This is a genomic window from Streptomyces sp. NPDC051020, from assembly GCF_040683105.1.
Classification (GTDB): Bacteria; Actinomycetota; Actinomycetes; order Streptomycetales; family Streptomycetaceae; genus Streptomyces.
In genome coordinates this window covers 1-16,826 of record NZ_JBFBCG010000113.1, presented here as the reverse complement: position 1 = coordinate 16,826, position 16,826 = coordinate 1, and the positions used below count along the sequence as shown (strand labels likewise).

The window sequence follows — 16,826 nt, the reverse complement described above, 5'->3', positions numbered from 1 at the left end:
GTGACAGCTGTCGTTGGCACAGGATCGGCGAGATCCTTAGATTTCACGGTGGTCCTGATCCAGGACCCGGGGCGACGGGCGTACCACCGACGGTCTGCGCCGGTCAGTGGCTGTACCTCTCGTTGCGCCGGCGCACCACGAAGACGGCGCCGGTGGTCGCGGCCACGGCCACTGCCGTGCCGCCGACCAGTTGCGCGGCATTCATCCGGCCGATGCTGCCGCCGAGATCACCCTGTACACCGTTCGGCGCGATCGCCGTGGAGCCGGGGGTGGGGGTGGGGGCGGAGATCGCGAGACCGATCTCCGCCGTGGAGGTCGGCGATGTATTGCAAATGAACGACACTTCATAGGAAGCGCCGGGTTTTGCATCCCAGTCGACCGTGGCCGAGGCGCTGCCTCCTCTGGGAATAGTGATGCTGTCGAAGATGCCCGAGCTGGCCGTTGCTGTTGTTAGGCACCCCCGTGCGGCCAGGGTGACCTGGCCGCCCGGCGCGATCACCGACGGAGCAACGGTGTATCCGGTCGCGCCTGGCGCGCCCCCCGACGTCACGGCGTACGCGGTCGCAGCCGGAGCGGTCAGGGCGAGAGTGGCGGCGCCGAGCAGGGCGACGGGTGCGACACCTATGGTGCGCATGGTGAATCCTCCAGTTCCCCGAGGAGCAACTGCGGAACGAATATCCACAAAGCGTCACATGTGCACCTCGATAAAGGAAACGTTAGAAGTGCTGTATATCGCTCGCGATCGGGGACCGGCGAATGGGGCACCGGTGTCCCCCGGGCGGCGCACCAACGGGACGTCAGGCCGTCAGGGCGACGGTCAGCCCGACACGTTGGGAAAGAGGTCGAGGAACGGCGCGGCCGTGGCCGAGATGCCGCGGCCGAAGGGGGAGTCGAAGTCCCAGATCAGGAAAAGCAGGAAGGCGATGAGCACACTGAACAGCCCGGCCAGCAGGAGTTCCCGGAATGTTCGGCGGATCTGCAGGGTGAAGATCAGCCCGACGGTCACCAGCGCCCCGGTGATCAGACCGAACCAGACCACGCCCGGCATCGTGGCGCCGGCGCTCTGGGCGCGGGCACTGCGCGCGTCGTCGGCCGCGGCGACCTGATCGACCAGTGGCTGATACGCCTGCCCTTCGTGGTCGTTCCTCGGCCGGTAGTCGGTGACATCGGCACGTACCCGGCCGAGGAGTTCGGCGCCCTCGTCGGTGAGGCTTCCGTGCTCCGTCATCGCCCTCCACTCGTCGTGGACGACGTGACCGACGTACGCGTCGACGTCGGCGCGGATCCGGGTACGCACCTCGGCGGGGTAGACCGAGGATCGGGCGTTCACCTCGTGCAAGGCCTGGGCCTCCTGGCGGACGTACTCCTGGGCGGCGCTCCGCCCCTCCCAGACGCCCGCGATGGCGAGGCCGAGCACGATGGCGTACACCACGCCGATCATCATCGTCATGTATTCGATGACGTCAGGGGTTTCGGACGGGTCGTCGTTTTCCCCGACGCGGCGATTCTTGAGGACGGCGATGGTGAGCACGACGGCGCAGGCCGCGGCCATGGCGAGGGTGAGAACGAGCCATTCCGACATGGGCTTCTCCGTAGGTCAACGGGAGCGGGGACGTAGCACGGCGACGGCGAACACCGCGGGAGCGGTGATCAGCAGGGTGAGGGTGACCAGGGACGGGCCTCGCTGGGGGACCTTGCGCGCTGGCTTGCGGTAGGTGGGGATCGCCACCGGCTTGGGCGGGGGTGGCGTGGGGCGTACGGAGCGAGTGGGCTCCGGAGGAGGCGGTGTGGGCGCCGGTGGTGGCGGCGGGGGCGCCGGTGCCGGTGGTGGTGGCGGAGGGGGAGGCGGCGGGGGCGGGGGCGGGGGCGGGGGCGGGGGAGCCGGGGCTGGGGGTGTCGGCCGCGAGGTCGGTCTGGGTGCCGGGCCTGCCTGGCAATGACCGTCGCCCGATGTGGCGACCGCCGAGTTCCCGCCGCCGTCCCCGATCGAGGCGTACGAGCAGTTGTCGGCCACCGCGGGCACCGGGGCGGTCAGGAGCCAGCTGAGTGCGACGGCTGCGGTGAGCCGCCCGAAGAGGGATCCGTACACGACGGGGAGCATGTTCCGGCCGGTCGGACGGCACGCGGACCACGGTCCTGATTCCCCTGATGGAGGGGACCTGGAGCGCTGAGGGTTTGCGGATCGGCAGCGACTACGGATCCGATTCCGGGGCCCAGGCGGGCAAGTCCAAGCAGGCGGGACAGCTCGCGGTGTGGGACAGCAAGGAACTCGGCAAGGCCGTGACGGACAGCGAGGGATTCACTCTCTACCGTTTCGACAAGGACAACGCGAGCCCGCCGAAGTCGAATTGCGAGGGCGACTGCGCGAAGACCTGGCCGGTCGTTCCCGCGGGCAATGTGACGGCCGCCGTCGGTACCGATGGAGCCCTGATCGGCAAAGTCATCCGTGCGGACGGCACCCGGCAACTCACCATTGCAGGGTGGCCGATGTGCCGGTACACCAAGGACACCAAGCCCGGAGACGTCAATGGTCAGGGAGTGGGAGGCACGTGGTTCGCCTCTGCGCCGGACGGCACGAAGGCTGCGTCGAACGCCGACGGTCCGACCGGTGGTGAGCAGGCTGATCTCGCGGGGCTTTCGGTCCGCAAGGGCCCGAAACTCGGAGACATCGTCGTCGACAAGCGCGGCATGACGGTCTACCGGTTCAAGAAGGACACGGCATGGCCGATGAAGTCGGCCTGCACCGGGCCTGTCTCACGAAGTGGCCGGTTATCGCCCCGTTGGCCAAGAATGATGTGAAGGGCGTGACCGCCAAGGGTTTTGTCACTTTCCATCGCCCCGACGGTCTCAAGCAGCAGGCCATCGACGGCTGGCCTCTCTATGCCTTCTCCGGTGATGCGAAGCCGGGTGACACCAACGGCCAGGGTGTCGGGGGCACATGGTACGCGGTGTCCCCCGACGCAAAGCTCGTCGGCGCCCCCAAGTGGCCCCGCAACAGCCGTTCCGGACACCGGCCCGTCGCTGAATGTCACCGATAGCGACGGGCCGGTTGCGCATGCCACTGGTGTGTGACCAATAACGGACCGCTAATTTCCGTTTCCGCTCGCTCTCCTGGCGGTCGGTCAGTAACCTCTGGTCAACACTGACCATGAACATGGCCGGATCGCCGTGGCGACTTGTTGGAGACATCGATGGAGCGTCCCGCCTGGGCACCGCGAGGCATTGACATTTCAGTGCCGAGCGTTTCACGCATGTATGACTTCTATCTGGGCGGATCGCACAATTTCGAGGTGGACCGGGAAGCGGCCCGCAAGGCCATGGAGTTCATGCCGGGGCTCCCCAAGATCATGCAGGCCAATCGCGCCTTTATGCGCAGGGCAGTGCGCCATGCGGTGAGTGAAGGCGTCACTCAGTTCCTGGACATCGGTTCCGGCATACCGACCTTCGGTAATGTCCACGAAGTCGCCCAGGCCGCGGACCCGGAGGCACGGGTGGCGTACGTTGACCACGACCCCGTTGCGGTCGCGCACAGCCAGGCCGTACTCGAAGGAAACGACCGCGCGGTCGTCGCCGGCGCCGATCTGCGTCGCCCGCAGGAGATTCTGAAGAGTCCCGAGGTCAGCGAACTCCTCGACCTGGAACGCCCGGTGGCGCTCCTGCTCGTCGCCGTCCTCCACTTCATCGAGGACGCCGACGACCCGCAGGCGGCCGTTGCCGCCCTGAGTGAGTCACTCGCCCCTGGAAGCCTGCTCGTCATCACCCACGCCTCGTACGAGGGCATCCCGCTCACCAAGGAGGAGGCGGGCGGTGCGGTCGGTGTCTACCGGAACATCCGCAACCCGCTGATCATGCGGTCGCGCGACGAGGTCAGCCGGTTCTTCGACGGGTACGAGATGGTCGAGCCCGGGCTCGTGGCCATGCCCAACTGGCGTCCCGACACCCCCGTGGTGCAGGAGCAGGAAGACCCGTATGCCTTCTCGGGCTTCGGCGGAGTGGGACGCAAGGCGTGAGCATTCCCGCCCAAGCGTCCGAAGCACCGGACGCGGAGCCCGACGATGCCGAGGACCGGCTCCGGAGATTCGCCACCATCTGGAGCCGGGCCATCTTCCCCTCGACGGCCACCTCCATGACCCGTCCGGAGTTCGAACAGCATCTGCTGCCGCTGGCCCGCAGGTTGAGCGACATCCTGCACGCGCGTCCCTTCGACCCGGCGCCCGCCAACAAGGTGGGAGCCGCGCTCGTCGCCGCGCACTGCACGGACCCGGATGCGCTCAGCTCCACGCTCGGCGTCGTCGACTCGTACCTGGTGCTCTACTGCGGCGCCAACGGCCCGGTGACCCTGTCGACCGAGGACAGCAGGGCCCGTTGTGCCCGCATGCAGCACGCCCTGGCGGGCGGATTCACCCAGGCGCTGCGCGAGCGGACCCTGGCCGAACAGGAGGCCATCGCCCGCTCGGCGCTCATCGCCCGCTCCAACGCCGAGCAGGCCCTGCACGCCACCGAGGCGCGGTTCCGTGCTGTCTTCAAGGACGCCGCCATCGGCATCGGGATCGCCGACCTGGAAGGCAATGTGCTGGAGGTCAACGACACGCTGACCCGGATGTTCGGCGGCCTCGACCACCATGTCCGCAGCCACAAGGTCAACGAGTGGGTCCACCCCGAGGACTCGCCGCACGTGTGGAAGTACTACGAGGAGCTGGTACGCGGCGAACGCGAGCACTATCGCGTCGAGAAGCCGTACTACCGCAATGACGGCACCGTCCTGTGGACCAACCTCACGGTGTCGCTGCTCCGCGACCCCGAAGGCCGGCCGCAGTACCAGCTGGCGCTCATGGAGGACACCACGGAGCGCAGGCTGCTGAATCTGCGGCTGCGGTACGAGGCGACCCACGACGCGCTCACCGGCCTGCCCAACCGCACGCTGTTCTTCGAACGGCTGGAGAAGGCGCTCTCCGCCGACGACGGCAGCCGCTTCGGGCTCTGCTACCTCGACCTCGACGGCTTCAAGGCGATCAACGACAGCCTGGGCCATGCGGCAGGCGACCGGCTGCTCGTCGAGGTCGCCGACCGGCTGCAGAGCTGTGCGACCGCGCCGGGCGAGATGGTGGCGCGGCTCGGCGGCGACGAGTTCGTGGCGCTGACCACCGGCCCGCACACCGAGTCGGAGGTCGGCGAACTGGCCTCCCGGATCCTCGGTGTGATCGCCACGCCGATCCGGCTCGACGGCCGCGAACTGACCGTACGAGGCTCCATCGGCGTCGTCGAAGGGCCGGCGGGCGAACGCAGCGCCGCCGAGGTGCTGCGCAGCGCCGACATCACGATGTACCGGGCCAAGTCGGCGGGCGGCAACCGCTTCGAAATCGCCGACGCCGAGGCGGACGCCCGCGCCATCACCAGGCACGGGCTGACCACCGCGCTGCCCGCCGCCCTGGAGCGCGGCGAGTTCTTCATCGAGTACCAGCCGCTCGTGCACCTCGGTGACGGCACGGTCCACGGCGCCGAGGCCCTGGTGCGCTGGTGTCATCCGCAGCACGGGGTGCTCGGGCCGGACCGATTCATTCCGCTCGCCGAGCACACCGGGCTGATCGTGCCGCTCGGGCGGTGGGTGCTGGAGGAGTCCGTACGCCAGGCCAACTTCTGGCAGGAGCGGCACAGCGACGGGGGTCCGCTGCGGATCAACGTCAACCTCTCGCCGACCCAGCTGCACCATCCGCGGCTGGTCACCGAGATCGTGGACGTGCTGGAACGCTCGGGTCTCGAGCCGGGAGCGCTGTGCCTGGAGGTCACCGAGTCCGCGGTCATCGGAGCCGACGACGACCTGCTCAAGCCGCTGCGGCAACTGGCCGAGATGGGTGTCGACATAGCGCTCGACGACTTCGGTACGGGCTACTCGAACCTGGCCAATCTGCGTCGGCTGCCGGTGAGCGTGCTGAAGCTGGACCGTTCCTTCACCCAGGGCATGCAGCAGCATCCGGCCGACCCGGTCGACCTGAAGATCGTCGAGGGGATCGTCTCTCTGGCGCACAGCCTGGACCTGGCGGTCACGGTGGAGGGTGTCGAGACAGGAGCGCAGGCGGAGCAGCTCCGGAAACTCGGCTGCGACACGGCCCAGGGGTGGTACTACGCGCGGCCCGGGGCGCCTGACCGGATCCATTCCTTGCTGCTGGCCGACGCGGTCTGAGCGGGGAGGGCCGGCACCGGCTGCGTCCTCAGCTTCCGGACGGGTTCGATCTCCCGAGCCCGTCCGGCCGACTGGCCAGCAGTACCCGCTGGAGCTCGCGCGCCGCCCGCGGAGGCGCCACGTCACTGCGGTGCGCCAGTGCGATCGTGCGCCGCAGCCCCGGCGGGGCCAGCCGTGTCGTCCGCAGGCCGTGCCCCGTCCGGATCGCCACCATGCTGGGCACCACCGCCACGCCCAGTCCCGCCCGTACGAAACCGAGCACCGCGTCCATTTCGCCGCCCTCCACCGTGAACGAGGGCTCGAAGCCCTCCGCCCGGCACGCGGCCACGGTCAGCTCCCGCAGGTCGTAGCCGTGCCGGAACATCACCAGCGGCTCACCCTGCAGATCCGCGATCCGCACGCTTGCGCCCTTCCCCGGTCGTGGAGCCTCCGCCGACGACACCACCACCAGGTCCTCCTGGAGCAGCTCCACCGTGGTCAGCGCAGGCGACGCGGCCGGCAGCGGCAGGACCACCAGTGCGAGATCGAGCGCCCCCCGCGCCAGCTCCCGTACGAGGTCGTGCGAGCCGCCCTCCTCCAACAGCAGCTGGATTCCCGGGTGCTGGTCGTGAAACGTGCGCAGTACGTCGGGCAGCAGCCCCGTGCACAGGCTCGGCGTCGCTCCGAGCCTGACCCGGCCCCGGCGCAGCTGGGCCAGCTCCTGCACCTCGTGCCGGGCGGTATCGGCATCCGCCAGGATCCGGCGGGCCAGCGGCAGCAGGGCCTCGCCCGCGTCGGTCAGGGTGATGTTGCCGCGGGCCCGGCTGAACAGCTCCGCCCCCAGCTCGTTCTCCAGCGCCCTGATCTGCTGGGAGAGCGAGGGCTGCGAAACATGCACCTCCTCCGCGGCACGGGTGAAGTGCCGTGTCTCGGCGACGGCCACGAAGTACATGAGCTGCTGAAACTGCATACACCCAGCCTAGCCCGCATCATAGCCAGAGGCTATGGACATGAGCCACACCATGTCTTGGACCGATGAGCCCTGCGGTCGTAGCGTCGTGCCCATGGCACTGGCAACACGGACGGACCGACGACCGTCCATGACGCGTACGCTCTGGGACTCGTCCGTCGGCAAGAAGACGGTCATGGCCGTGAGCGGCCTGATCATGCTCGGCTACCTGGTGGTCCACATGATCGGCAACCTGAAGATCTTCTTCGGGCCGGGGGAGTTCAACCACTACGCCCACTGGCTGCGGGTCATGGGTGAGCCCTTCCTGCACTACGAGTGGGCCCTGTGGATCGTCCGTGTGGTGCTCGTCGTCGCTGTCGTGGCGCACGCCACCTCCGCGTACCAGCTGAGCCGCCGGGACATCAGGGCGCGCCCCAGCAAGTACGTCCACAAGAAGCCCCGCGCGAGCTACGCCACCCGCACCATGCGGTGGGGCGGGATCATCCTCGCCCTGTTCATCGTCTGGCACGTCCTCGACCTGACCACCGGCACGGTCCACTCCGGCGGCTTCCAGTCCGGGCACCCGTATCAGAACGTCGTCGACACCTTCTCCACCTGGTACGGCAACGTCATCTACATCGTCGCCATGCTCGCTCTCGGACTCCACGTCCAGCACGGGTTCTGGAGTGCCGCGCAGACCCTCGGCGCGGGCAGGGCGAGCCGCGACCGTGTCCTCAAGACCATCGCCAACGTCCTCGCACTGGTGCTGACGATGGGCTTCATCTCCGTACCCGTCGCCGTCATGACCGGAGTCGTGAGCTGACATGACCGACTACTCGCACTACGAGACCGGCGCACCCGTCGTCGACACCAAGGCCCCCAAGGGCCCCGTCGCCGAACGCTGGGACACCCGCCGCTTCGAGGCCAAGCTCGTCAACCCGGCCAACCGACGCAAGCACACCGTCATCGTCGTCGGCACCGGTCTGGCCGGCGGATCGGCCGGGGCCACGCTGGCCGAACAGGGCTACCACGTCGTCCAGTTCTGCTTCCAGGACTCGCCCCGCCGCGCCCACTCCGTCGCCGCCCAGGGCGGCATCAACGCCGCGAAGAACTACCGCAACGACGGCGACTCGATCCACCGGCTCTTCTACGACACCGTCAAGGGCGGCGACTTCCGCGCCCGCGAGTCCAATGTTCACCGGCTCGCCCAGATCTCCGTCGAGATCATCGACCAGTGCGTCGCGCAGGGCGTCCCGTTCGCCCGCGAGTACGGCGGCCTCCTCGACAACCGCTCCTTCGGCGGTGTCCAGGTCTCCCGCACGTTCTACGCCCGCGGCCAGACCGGCCAGCAACTGCTCCTCGGCGCCTACCAGGCACTGTCCCGGCAGATCGCCGCGGGCAACGTCGAGCTGCACGCCCGTACCGAGATGCTCGACCTGATCATCGTCGACGGCAAGGCCCGCGGCATCGTCGCGCGTGACCTCGTCACCGGGAAGATCGACACGTACTTCGCCGACGCGGTCGTCCTGGCCAGCGGCGGCTACGGCAACGTCTTCTACCTGTCGACGAACGCCATGAACTCCAACGCCACCGCCATCTGGCGCGCCCACCGGCGCGGAGCGTACTTCGCCAACCCGTGCTTCACCCAGATCCACCCCACCTGTATCCCGCGTACCGGCGACCACCAGTCCAAGCTGACGCTGATGAGCGAGTCGCTGCGCAACGACGGCCGGATCTGGGTGCCCAGGGCGAAGGGCGACACCCGCTCCGCCAACGAGATCCCCGAGGAGGAGCGCGACTACTACCTGGAGCGCATCTACCCGGCCTTCGGCAACCTCGTGCCCCGCGACATCGCCTCGCGCGCCGCGAAGAACGTCTGCGACGAGGGCCGCGGCGTCGGCCCCGGCGGACAGGGTGTCTACCTCGACTTCGCGGAGGCCATCCAGCGCATGGGCAGGGCGAAGGTCGAGGAGAAGTACGGCAACCTCTTCGACATGTACGCGCGGATCACCGCGGAGAACCCGTACGAGACCCCGATGCGCATCTACCCAGCCGTGCACTACACGATGGGCGGACTCTGGGTCGACTACGACCTCCAGACCACGATCCCTGGCCTGTTCGCGATCGGCGAGGCCAACTTCTCCGACCACGGGGCCAACCGGCTCGGCGCCTCGGCACTGATGCAGGGTCTTGCCGACGGCTACTTCGTCCTCCCGTCGACCATCAACGACTACCTGGCCCGCAACCCGCACCACGGCGAGGTCGACGCCTCGCACCCCGCCGTGGAAGAAGCCGTCGCGGAGACCGAGGACCGGCTGAACCTGCTGCTCGCCGTCGACGGCGACCGCACCCCCGACTCCTTTCACCGCGAAATCGGCGAACTGATGTGGGAGTACTGCGGGATGGCCCGCACCGAGGAGGGGCTGCGCAAGGCGCTCGACCGGATCCCGCGGATCCGCGAGGAGTTCTGGCGCCGCATCAAGGTTCCCGGCACCGGCGAGGAGTTCAACCAGTCGCTGGAGAAGGCCAACCAGATCGTCGACTATCTGGAGCTCGCCGAGCTCATGTGTCTCGACGCCCTGCACCGCGCCGAGTCCTGCGGAGGCCACTTCCGCGAGGAGTCGCAGACCCCGGACGGCGAAGCCGCCCGCCGGGACGAGGAGTTCTCGTACGCCGCCGCCTGGGAGTTCACAGACACCGGCGACGCCCCCGTCCTGCACAAGGAAGACCTCGTCTTCGAGTACGTCCACCCCACTCAGCGGAGCTACGCATGAAGCTCACCCTGCGCGTCTGGCGCCAGAAGAACGCCGACGCCCCCGGCGCCATGTCCACCTACCAGGTGGACGGCATCTCGCAGGACATGTCGTTCCTGGAGATGCTCGACACCCTCAACGAGGAGCTCATCCTCGCCGGCGACGATCCTGTCGCCTTCGACCATGACTGCCGCGAAGGCATCTGCGGCGCGTGCAGCCTCGTCATCAACGGCGACGCGCACGGCCCGGAGCGCACCACCACCTGTCAGCTCCACATGCGGTCCTTCGAGGACGGCGACACGATCGACATCGAACCGTGGCGCGCCTCGGCGTTCCCGGTCGTCAAGGACCTGGTCGTGGACCGGTCCGCCTTCGACCGGATCATCCAGGCGGGCGGCTACATCTCCGCCCCGACCGGCACCGCACCCGACGCCCACGCCACACCCGTGCCCAAGCCCGACGCCGATTTCGCGTTCGAGCACGCCGAGTGCATCGGCTGCGGCGCCTGCGTAGCGGCCTGCCCCAACGGCTCGGCGATGCTCTTCACCTCGGCGAAGATCAACCACCTCAACGTCCTGCCGCAGGGCGCCCCCGAGCGCGAGACGCGGGTGCTCGACATGGTCGAGCAGATGGACAGCGAGGGGTTCGGTGGCTGCACGCTCACCGGGGAGTGTGCCACGGCCTGCCCGAAGGGCATTCCGCTGCCGTCGATCTCGGCGATGAACAAGGAGTGGCTGCGGGCGACCCGGAAGGTCCGACGCTGAGACCGACCGGAAGGTGGGGGGTGGGAGAAGGAGTGTCGCGTCGTGATTGACCGTCAGGCCGACCTGAGAGCGGCCGTCAGGTACGCCGCGGTCCGGCTGTCCGCCGCACCCGCCACCTCTGCGGGCGTCCCCACCGCGACGATCCGGCCACCCCGGTCTCCGCCTCCGGGGCCGAGGTCGATCACCCAGTCGGCACCCGCGACCACGGCCATGTCGTGCTCCACGACCACCACCGTGCTACCCGCATCGACCAGCCCGTGCAACTGCCGCATCAGCACCTCGACATCGGCCGGATGCAGCCCTGTTGTCGGTTCGTCGAGCAGATACAAGGTGTGGCCGCGACGAGTGCGCTGCAGCTCGGTGGCGAGCTTGATCCGCTGGGCCTCACCGCCGGACAGCTCCGTCGCCGGCTGCCCCAGCCGCAGATAGCCGAGCCCCACATCGAGCAGTGTCCGCAGACTGCGCTCGGCGGCGGGTGTCCCGGCGAAGAAGCCGGCCGCCGACTCCACGGTCAGATCCAGCACCTGCGCGATGTTCAGCCCGCGCAGGGTGATCTCCAGCGTCTGCGGGTTGTACCGCGCACCATGGCAGTCCGGGCAGGGCGCGTACGTGCTCGGCAGGAAGAGCAGCTCGACGGAGACGAACCCCTCGCCCTGGCAGGTCTCGCACCGCCCGCCCGCCACGTTGAACGAGAACCGCCCCGCCCTGTAGCCGCGTTCGCGCGCCGTGTCGGTCTCGGTGAACAATTTCCGCACGACATCGAAGAGCCCGGTGTACGTGGCCAGATTGGAGCGCGGGGTACGGCCGATCGGCTTCTGGTCGACCTGGACGAGACGGTCCACCGCCTCCAGCCCTTGCGCCGACGCGCAGCCGGCCGTGGGCCGCTCGACCGGAAGGTCGGCGGTGGCGGACGACTGTCGGTCGGCGAGGGCCCCGGCGAGTACCTGACCGACCAGAGTCGACTTCCCGGAGCCGGAGACCCCGGTGACCGCGGTGAAGACCCCGAGCGGGAACGCGGCATCCACCCCGCGCACATTGTGCCGGTCGACACCGATCAGCTTCAGCCACCCGGAGGGCGTACGCGGCTCCCGGGCAGGAGCCGGACCCCCGTCGAAAAGGAACCGCCGCGTCGCGGACTCCACGACGTCCGCGAGTCCGGCCGGGGGACCGCTGTGGAGCACCCGCCCCCCGTGCTCACCGGCCAGCGGCCCCACGTCGACCAGCCAGTCCGCCTGTCGCACCACATCCATCTGGTGCTCCACGACGAAGACCGAGTTCCCGGCCTCCTTCAGCCGGCCGAGGACCGCGAGCAACGACGCGGTGTCCGCCGGGTGCAGACCGGCCGACGGCTCGTCCAGCACATAGACGACCCCGAACAGCCCCGAGCGCAGCTGGGTGGCGAGCCGCAGCCGCTGCAGCTCGCCGGAGGACAGCGTCGGAGCCGTGCGGTCGAGACTGAGATAGCCGAGCCCCAGCTCGGTCACCGTCCCGATCCGGGCCAGCAGATCCGTCGTCAGCAGCCGCGCGGTGTCATCGCCGCCCGCAGCCGACAGCACGTCGGCGAGGCGCGCGAGGGGCAGCGAGGCCAGCTCGGCGATCGTACGGCCGGCAAAGGTGACGGCCATCGCCTCCGGACGCAGCCGAGTGCCGCCACAGACCGGACAGGGGGCGCTGGTCAGGAAGCGCTCGGCCTTGGCCCGCAGGGTGCGGCTCTTGGAGTCCGCGAAGGTGTGCATCACATAGCGCCGCGTACTCATGTACGTGCCCTGGTACGGGCGCTGGATCCGGCCCGCTTCCCGCACCGGGTGGACCGTCACCACCGGCTGATCTTCGGTGAAGAGGATCCACTCCCGGTCCTGCGCGTCCAGCTCTCGCCACGGCCGGTCGATGTCGTACCCCAGCGTGTCCAGCACGTCGCGCAGGTTCTTGCCCTGCCAGGCGCCCGGCCAGGCGGCGATCGCGCCCTCCCGGATCGACAGCGACGGGTCCGGGACGAGAAGCTCCTCGGTGGTGCGGTGGATACGCCCCAGACCGTGGCACTCGGGGCAGGCCCCGGCGGCGGTGTTCGGCGAGAACGCGTCCGAGTCCAGCCGCTCGGCCCCCGCCGGATACTCCCCGGCGCGCGAGAACAGCATCCGCAGCGAGTTGGACAGCGTGGTGACCGTACCGACCGAGGAACGGGCACCGGGCGCCGAGCGCCGCTGCTCCAGCGAGACGGCGGGTGGCAGACCGGTGATCTCGCCGACCTTCGGCGCGCCGACCTGGTGGATGAGCCGCCGGGCGTACGGGGCGACGGACTCGAAGTAGCGACGCTGGGCCTCGGCGTAGATCGTCCCGAAGGCGAGGGAGGACTTCCCGGAGCCCGAGACGCCCGTGAAGACGGTGAGGGTGTCGCGCGGGATGTCGACGTGGACGTCCTGCAGATTGTGCTCACGGGCGCCGCGCACTCGGACGTACGGATCGTGGGGGGTGGGCATGCGCGCGGAACTCCGTACGAATGGGGGCAGGGCCAGCAGCTGGGGACAAACAGTCGAATTCTAGTGCCGGTCCAGCCCGGGGCGTCTGGTGCGGTGCATCGCAAGGCGGAGGATCGTCCTCGTACTGGACGTACGTGGACGACTCCGGCAACGCAGCGAGGTGCCGTGCCAGGCGTTCCGGGCCCACGAAGATCGGCAGGACAGGACCTAGGCGTCGGCGGTGCTGGGCCCGCAACGCTGACGCCGATGTTCCCCTCCATACACCCGCAGGTCAGGGAGGGGAACACCACCTTCGCTCGCTAGTGCCCCAACAGGCAACGTTCGCCCCGTCGCGACGCTCGGCACGCACTCTCGCCGCACCGGCCGAAAACCCAAGTACATCCAGTACGAGGGCTTCCGGCCGGCACGCCGACAGCACGCACCGGACGCCGCTCCTTTACGGGCAAACGTTGCCTGCCGCGGCACTAGCGGGCGCCGCGCAGTGCCCGCTTGATGGGGCCGGGGATGACCCGGCGGGCGCGCTGGTACGGCCGTCGCTCGGGGCTCGCACTGTCGCGCGGGACGGGCACCCTGGTGGCCTTCGCGAGGCGCCGTTCCAGCAGGGTGTTCCGGTCGGTGAGCTCGGTCAGTTGCGACTGGAGCCAGTTGAGGCGCGTGCTCATCTCGAGGACGCCGCTGCCGGTCCAGGGACGGACGCCCGCGGGGAAGGCCAGTTCGCTCATGCGGGACTCGAAGGCCGCGCCCCCGTCGCCGTGGGCGAAGGTGTTCTCCAGGCCGTTCTTGTCCAGGAAGTTCATGAACCGGTCGAACCGCTCGTTGTGGCCGCGCATCAGAGGCCCGAAGTCCGCCTCGGCGCACAGTTCCGCGGGATCCAGGTTCTCGGGCACCTTGGCGAGCATCCGGTGCGGAATGTCGAAGTAGCGGCACAGCTCCAGCGTCCGGGAGTCACTGCAGAGCACCGTCGCCGGCGTTCCGGCGAGCAGCGCCGCTATGTTGCCGTGGATCCGGGAGCCGAACGAGAAGTCGAAGCCCCGCAGGTCGTCCACCCACGTCTTGGGGTCGATATAGACCCTGACCTTGCCCTCCATGTACATCGGGTGGTCGGGGTGAGTGGGGATGTCCGTGACGGCGGCGTTCGCGTGGCTCAGGTCACGCCAGTGCAGCTGACGGGCATCGGACAGGTTCTGCCCGATGAAGCGCAGATGGGGATAGCGCGCATGCGCGTGATCGATGATCCGCCCGAGCTTGTACCTCTTGACGGCGTCGTGCGATCCGTTGATCGCGATCCGCGACTCGGGTCCCAGCGGCCGGGCGTTCTCACGGATGAAGAGATCGCGGCCGCCCATGAACATCGACGGGCAGCCGATGACCTCCACGTCGCGGAAGCCCATGTCTCGCAGGAAGCGCTCGGTGAACTCTCCGCGCACTCCGATGGAAGCGCTGCGGTCCAGCACCGCGGAGACGAACGCGCGCACCGTGGGCGCCATGGGCCGCAGCCGGTCCGTGGAGTAGTCGGTGCTGGACTGCGCGCCGACCCCCGGCACGATGACCGGGATCTTCAGCTTCGAGATGAGCTGGGTCAGCCGCTTGAGCTGGGGCTCGAAGGACGGCCGGAAGGCATTGGCGAGCGGGATGACGAAAGCGTCGCACTCCTCGTTGATCCGCTCGGCGGCGGCGACCCTGGTCCGGATGCCGTTGGAGACCACCTCGGTCCGCGGCGTCTCGAGGATCTTGTGTGCGGCATCGCTGAAGATCAGATTGCCTGAGTTTGTCGCGAACACGTCCTCATGGAGGGCGCGCTCAACAGGAACGACGTCGTACGGACTCTTCCCTGAGCGCAGGAGTATTCGCTTCACATCGGTTGCGTTAGATGCCACAAATTAAGGTTAGCTTTACGAAGGTTTTGGATTCTACCTGGGTCGGTACAACCATTTCGGCGAACGCGGAACGTGAGCGTACGGCTACTCACTCGCCCGCACGGATCGGCTCGACGAACCGGATCCTGCCCTATTCGCATGTCGTCGAAGGTGTCCAAATCGGCCCATATGGCGCACTCTTGAGGGTGCGCGTCCCCAGCCCTACCCTTCTCCTGCGCAGAGGCGCGCCGTTCGGGGGGAACCTGCCCGGGGTCGGAGAGGCAGGTGCCCGCGGTGCACCTGTTGGCGTTTCCGGCGAGGTGGCGGTGAAAGTGGGTGCATGACATGGAGAGCGCCGCCGGTCGAGCGAACCGCACAGCGGGAGCGGATCGACGGGGCAACAGGCGACTGAGCTCGGGTCCTTGACCGGTTCGTCGCGGTTTGGTTCCCGCTGCTATGGGTGCTCGGCGGCCAACGGCGCCCCCTGGACTCGCATGGCAAGACGAACGGGGCCCGCCGATGCCGACTCAGAGCGGCTTCTGGGCGGTCCGGGCCGTTGCGCCGGTGAGAGGCGCCCGTAGCCGTCGTCGTGCGCCCGTCAGGGATGACGGGGCAGCTCCTAGGCTGGGCGCGTGACGCATGAAACCCGGCCGCTGGCCGTATTCGACCTGGATGGCACGCTCGCGGACAGCGGGCATCGGCAGCACTTCCTTGAGGGGGGCCGGCGCGACTGGGGCGGCTTCTTCGCCGCGGCTGTGGACGATCCGCCGCTCGACGAGGGCGTACGGCTGGTGCTGAGCAGCGTCGAGGAGTGCGAGATCAGGTATCTCACCGGACGGCCGGAGCGCTGCCGTCGGGACACCGTGACGTGGCTGGCCGCGCAAGGCCTGCCCGAGGGGCGCATGTACATGCGTCGCAACGACGACCGTCGCCCGGCCCGCCATACCAAGCTGGAGATCCTGAAGCGGCTGGGCCGGGAGCGTCAGGTGCGGATGCTGGTCGATGACGACGAACTGGTCTGCGACGCGGCTGAGCTGGCCGGTTTCACCGTGGTGCGAGCTCGCTGGGCAGTGGCCTCGCCTGCGTTGAAGGACGCTCAGGAGCGTACGGGGCGTACCTGACCGCGGCGTACCGGGTCAGGTGATCTCGTCGAGCCGGAAGCCGACTTTCAGGCCGACCTGGTAGTGCTCGATCCGGCCGTCCACGATTTGCCCACGCACCTCGGTGATCTCGAACCAGTCGAGATTGTGCAACGTTTCCGCCGCCCTCGCGATGCCCCGGCGGATGGCGTCGTCGACGCCCTCGTGGGAGGTTCCTACGATTTCGGTGACCCGATACGTGTTGTTGGACATCATGTGTCCCCTTTCGTCCATACCACGGTGCCCCACTCGGCGCGGGTACGCGAGAGGTCGGCGTGGAGAACGCGGCACGAACAGGCCTTGACCAAATGATTGGTCCATACCAAAATCCAGCCACGCCCGTGCGAGCGCCGCCCGCAGTCCCCCACACCGGGTCCTGATTTCGTCGTGCCGTTTCGCAGAAGGTGACCCAGTGAAGAACCGCGTACTCATAGGAGTCGTCACGCTCGTTTCCACCGTCGCGCTGGGCGGCTGCGGCCACCTCTCGGGCTCGGGTGGCCCCGACGGCAGGATGGTGACGATCTGGCTGATGAACCCTGGGTATTCGGCGGAATTGGGTGATCTGACGTCCCGGTAGCAGAAAGGTGCCGCTGGCCTGCAAGGATGCGAGTGTCGACGTCGTATCCGCTGCGGGAGTCAGGGCACCAATCTGGTGAGCGAGCCTACAGGGTGGGACCGGCGGTTGTCCGTGGTCGCCGACGGGAAGGGGCTGATCGGGCATGCCGGGG

General features: G+C 68.6%; 14 protein-coding genes and 1 pseudogene. 8 read left to right on the top strand and 7 right to left on the bottom strand.

What is annotated here, in order from left to right; translation table 11 throughout:
• Positions 1-103: 103 nt before the first annotated feature.
• From AB0N06_RS34795 to AB0N06_RS34785, 3 genes are all read right to left on the bottom strand, one after another.
• Positions 104-634, bottom strand: a complete 531-nt coding sequence (locus AB0N06_RS34795; RefSeq protein ID WP_366138684.1) for a hypothetical protein — start codon at positions 632-634, stop codon at positions 104-106.
• 183 nt (positions 635-817) lie between these two features.
• Positions 818-1,582 carry a hypothetical protein gene (locus AB0N06_RS34790; RefSeq protein ID WP_366138683.1) on the bottom strand — a complete coding sequence of 255 codons (765 nt, stop codon included), beginning with the start codon at positions 1,580-1,582 and terminating at the stop codon, positions 818-820.
• 15 nt (positions 1,583-1,597) lie between these two features.
• Complete coding sequence (locus tag AB0N06_RS34785) at positions 1,598-1,729, bottom strand: hypothetical protein (RefSeq protein ID WP_366138682.1); 132 nt, start codon at positions 1,727-1,729, stop codon at positions 1,598-1,600.
• 464 nt (positions 1,730-2,193) lie between these two features.
• On the opposite strand from AB0N06_RS34785, the pseudogene AB0N06_RS34780 reads away from it, so the two are divergent.
• From AB0N06_RS34780 to AB0N06_RS34770, 3 genes and pseudogenes are all read left to right on the top strand, one after another.
• Positions 2,194-3,038: pseudogene (locus AB0N06_RS34780) on the top strand (SCO0930 family lipoprotein); the annotation flags it as partial.
• A 153-nt stretch (positions 3,039-3,191) separates the two neighbouring features.
• Positions 3,192-4,010 carry an SAM-dependent methyltransferase gene (locus AB0N06_RS34775; RefSeq protein ID WP_366138681.1) on the top strand — a complete coding sequence of 273 codons (819 nt, stop codon included), beginning with the start codon at positions 3,192-3,194 and terminating at the stop codon, positions 4,008-4,010.
• A complete protein-coding gene (locus tag AB0N06_RS34770; RefSeq protein WP_366138680.1) occupies positions 4,007-6,181 on the top strand; it encodes an EAL domain-containing protein in 2,175 nt (724 codons plus the stop codon). Before AB0N06_RS34775 ends, AB0N06_RS34770 begins: the two co-directional genes overlap by 4 nt.
• Positions 6,182-6,209: 28 nt before the next feature.
• Here the strand turns inward: AB0N06_RS34770 and AB0N06_RS34765 are convergent, their stop codons facing one another.
• Positions 6,210-7,130 (bottom strand): LysR substrate-binding domain-containing protein, encoded by a 921-nt coding sequence (locus tag AB0N06_RS34765; protein ID WP_366138679.1) that lies wholly within the window; start codon positions 7,128-7,130, stop codon positions 6,210-6,212.
• Between the two features lie 94 nt (positions 7,131-7,224).
• On the opposite strand from AB0N06_RS34765, the gene AB0N06_RS34760 reads away from it, so the two are divergent.
• Genes AB0N06_RS34760 through AB0N06_RS34750 form a run of 3 tightly spaced genes read left to right on the top strand, consistent with a single transcriptional unit; the run spans position 7,225 to position 10,626 of the window.
• Entirely contained in the window at positions 7,225-7,932 is a 708-nt protein-coding gene (locus AB0N06_RS34760) for a succinate dehydrogenase (RefSeq protein WP_366138678.1), read from the top strand.
• A gap of 1 nt (position 7,933) precedes the next feature.
• A complete protein-coding gene (locus tag AB0N06_RS34755) occupies positions 7,934-9,883 on the top strand; it encodes a fumarate reductase/succinate dehydrogenase flavoprotein subunit (protein WP_366138677.1) in 1,950 nt (649 codons plus the stop codon).
• Complete coding sequence (locus AB0N06_RS34750) at positions 9,880-10,626, top strand: succinate dehydrogenase/fumarate reductase iron-sulfur subunit (RefSeq protein WP_366138676.1); 747 nt, start codon at positions 9,880-9,882, stop codon at positions 10,624-10,626. Before AB0N06_RS34755 ends, AB0N06_RS34750 begins: the two co-directional genes overlap by 4 nt.
• 53 nt (positions 10,627-10,679) lie before the next feature.
• Here the strand turns inward: AB0N06_RS34750 and uvrA are convergent, their stop codons facing one another.
• Positions 10,680-13,103: an excinuclease ABC subunit UvrA gene (gene uvrA, locus AB0N06_RS34745; RefSeq protein WP_366138675.1), complete on the bottom strand. Its 2,424-nt coding sequence runs from the start codon at positions 13,101-13,103 to the stop codon at positions 10,680-10,682.
• Positions 13,104-13,567: 464 nt separating this feature from the next.
• On the bottom strand, positions 13,568-14,980 hold the full coding sequence (locus AB0N06_RS34740; RefSeq protein WP_366138674.1) for a polysaccharide pyruvyl transferase family protein: 1,413 nt from the start codon (positions 14,978-14,980) through the stop codon (positions 13,568-13,570).
• 611 nt (positions 14,981-15,591) lie between these two features.
• Between AB0N06_RS34740 and AB0N06_RS34735 the strand changes: the two genes are divergently transcribed.
• Positions 15,592-16,080, top strand: coding sequence for a hypothetical protein (locus tag AB0N06_RS34735; RefSeq protein WP_366138673.1), 489 nt, complete (start codon positions 15,592-15,594; stop codon positions 16,078-16,080).
• A gap of 15 nt (positions 16,081-16,095) precedes the next feature.
• Here the strand turns inward: AB0N06_RS34735 and AB0N06_RS34730 are convergent, their stop codons facing one another.
• Entirely contained in the window at positions 16,096-16,311 is a 216-nt protein-coding gene (locus AB0N06_RS34730) for a dodecin (RefSeq protein ID WP_366138685.1), read from the bottom strand.
• 199 nt (positions 16,312-16,510) lie between these two features.
• Between AB0N06_RS34730 and AB0N06_RS34725 the strand changes: the two genes are divergently transcribed.
• Positions 16,511-16,675 carry a hypothetical protein gene (locus AB0N06_RS34725; protein WP_366138672.1) on the top strand — a complete coding sequence of 55 codons (165 nt, stop codon included), beginning with the start codon at positions 16,511-16,513 and terminating at the stop codon, positions 16,673-16,675.
• The last annotated feature ends 151 nt before the right edge of the window (positions 16,676-16,826 follow it).

Excerpts from the sequence above, each read along its gene's own strand:
- AB0N06_RS34795 (WP_366138684.1), bottom strand. The coding sequence starts at position 634 with ATGCGCACCATAGGTGTCGCACCCGTCGCCCTGCTCGGCGCCGCCACT.
- AB0N06_RS34790 (WP_366138683.1), bottom strand. The coding sequence starts at position 1,582 with ATGTCGGAATGGCTCGTTCTCACCCTCGCCATGGCCGCGGCCTGCGCC.
- AB0N06_RS34775 (WP_366138681.1), top strand. The coding sequence starts at position 3,192 with ATGGAGCGTCCCGCCTGGGCACCGCGAGGCATTGACATTTCAGTGCCG.
- AB0N06_RS34765 (WP_366138679.1), bottom strand. The coding sequence starts at position 7,130 with ATGCAGTTTCAGCAGCTCATGTACTTCGTGGCCGTCGCCGAGACACGG.
- AB0N06_RS34760 (WP_366138678.1), top strand. The coding sequence starts at position 7,225 with ATGGCACTGGCAACACGGACGGACCGACGACCGTCCATGACGCGTACG.
- AB0N06_RS34755 (WP_366138677.1), top strand. The coding sequence starts at position 7,934 with ATGACCGACTACTCGCACTACGAGACCGGCGCACCCGTCGTCGACACC.
- AB0N06_RS34750 (WP_366138676.1), top strand. The coding sequence starts at position 9,880 with ATGAAGCTCACCCTGCGCGTCTGGCGCCAGAAGAACGCCGACGCCCCC.
- uvrA (WP_366138675.1), bottom strand. The coding sequence starts at position 13,103 with ATGCCCACCCCCCACGATCCGTACGTCCGAGTGCGCGGCGCCCGTGAG.
- AB0N06_RS34730 (WP_366138685.1), bottom strand. The coding sequence starts at position 16,311 with ATGTCCAACAACACGTATCGGGTCACCGAAATCGTAGGAACCTCCCAC.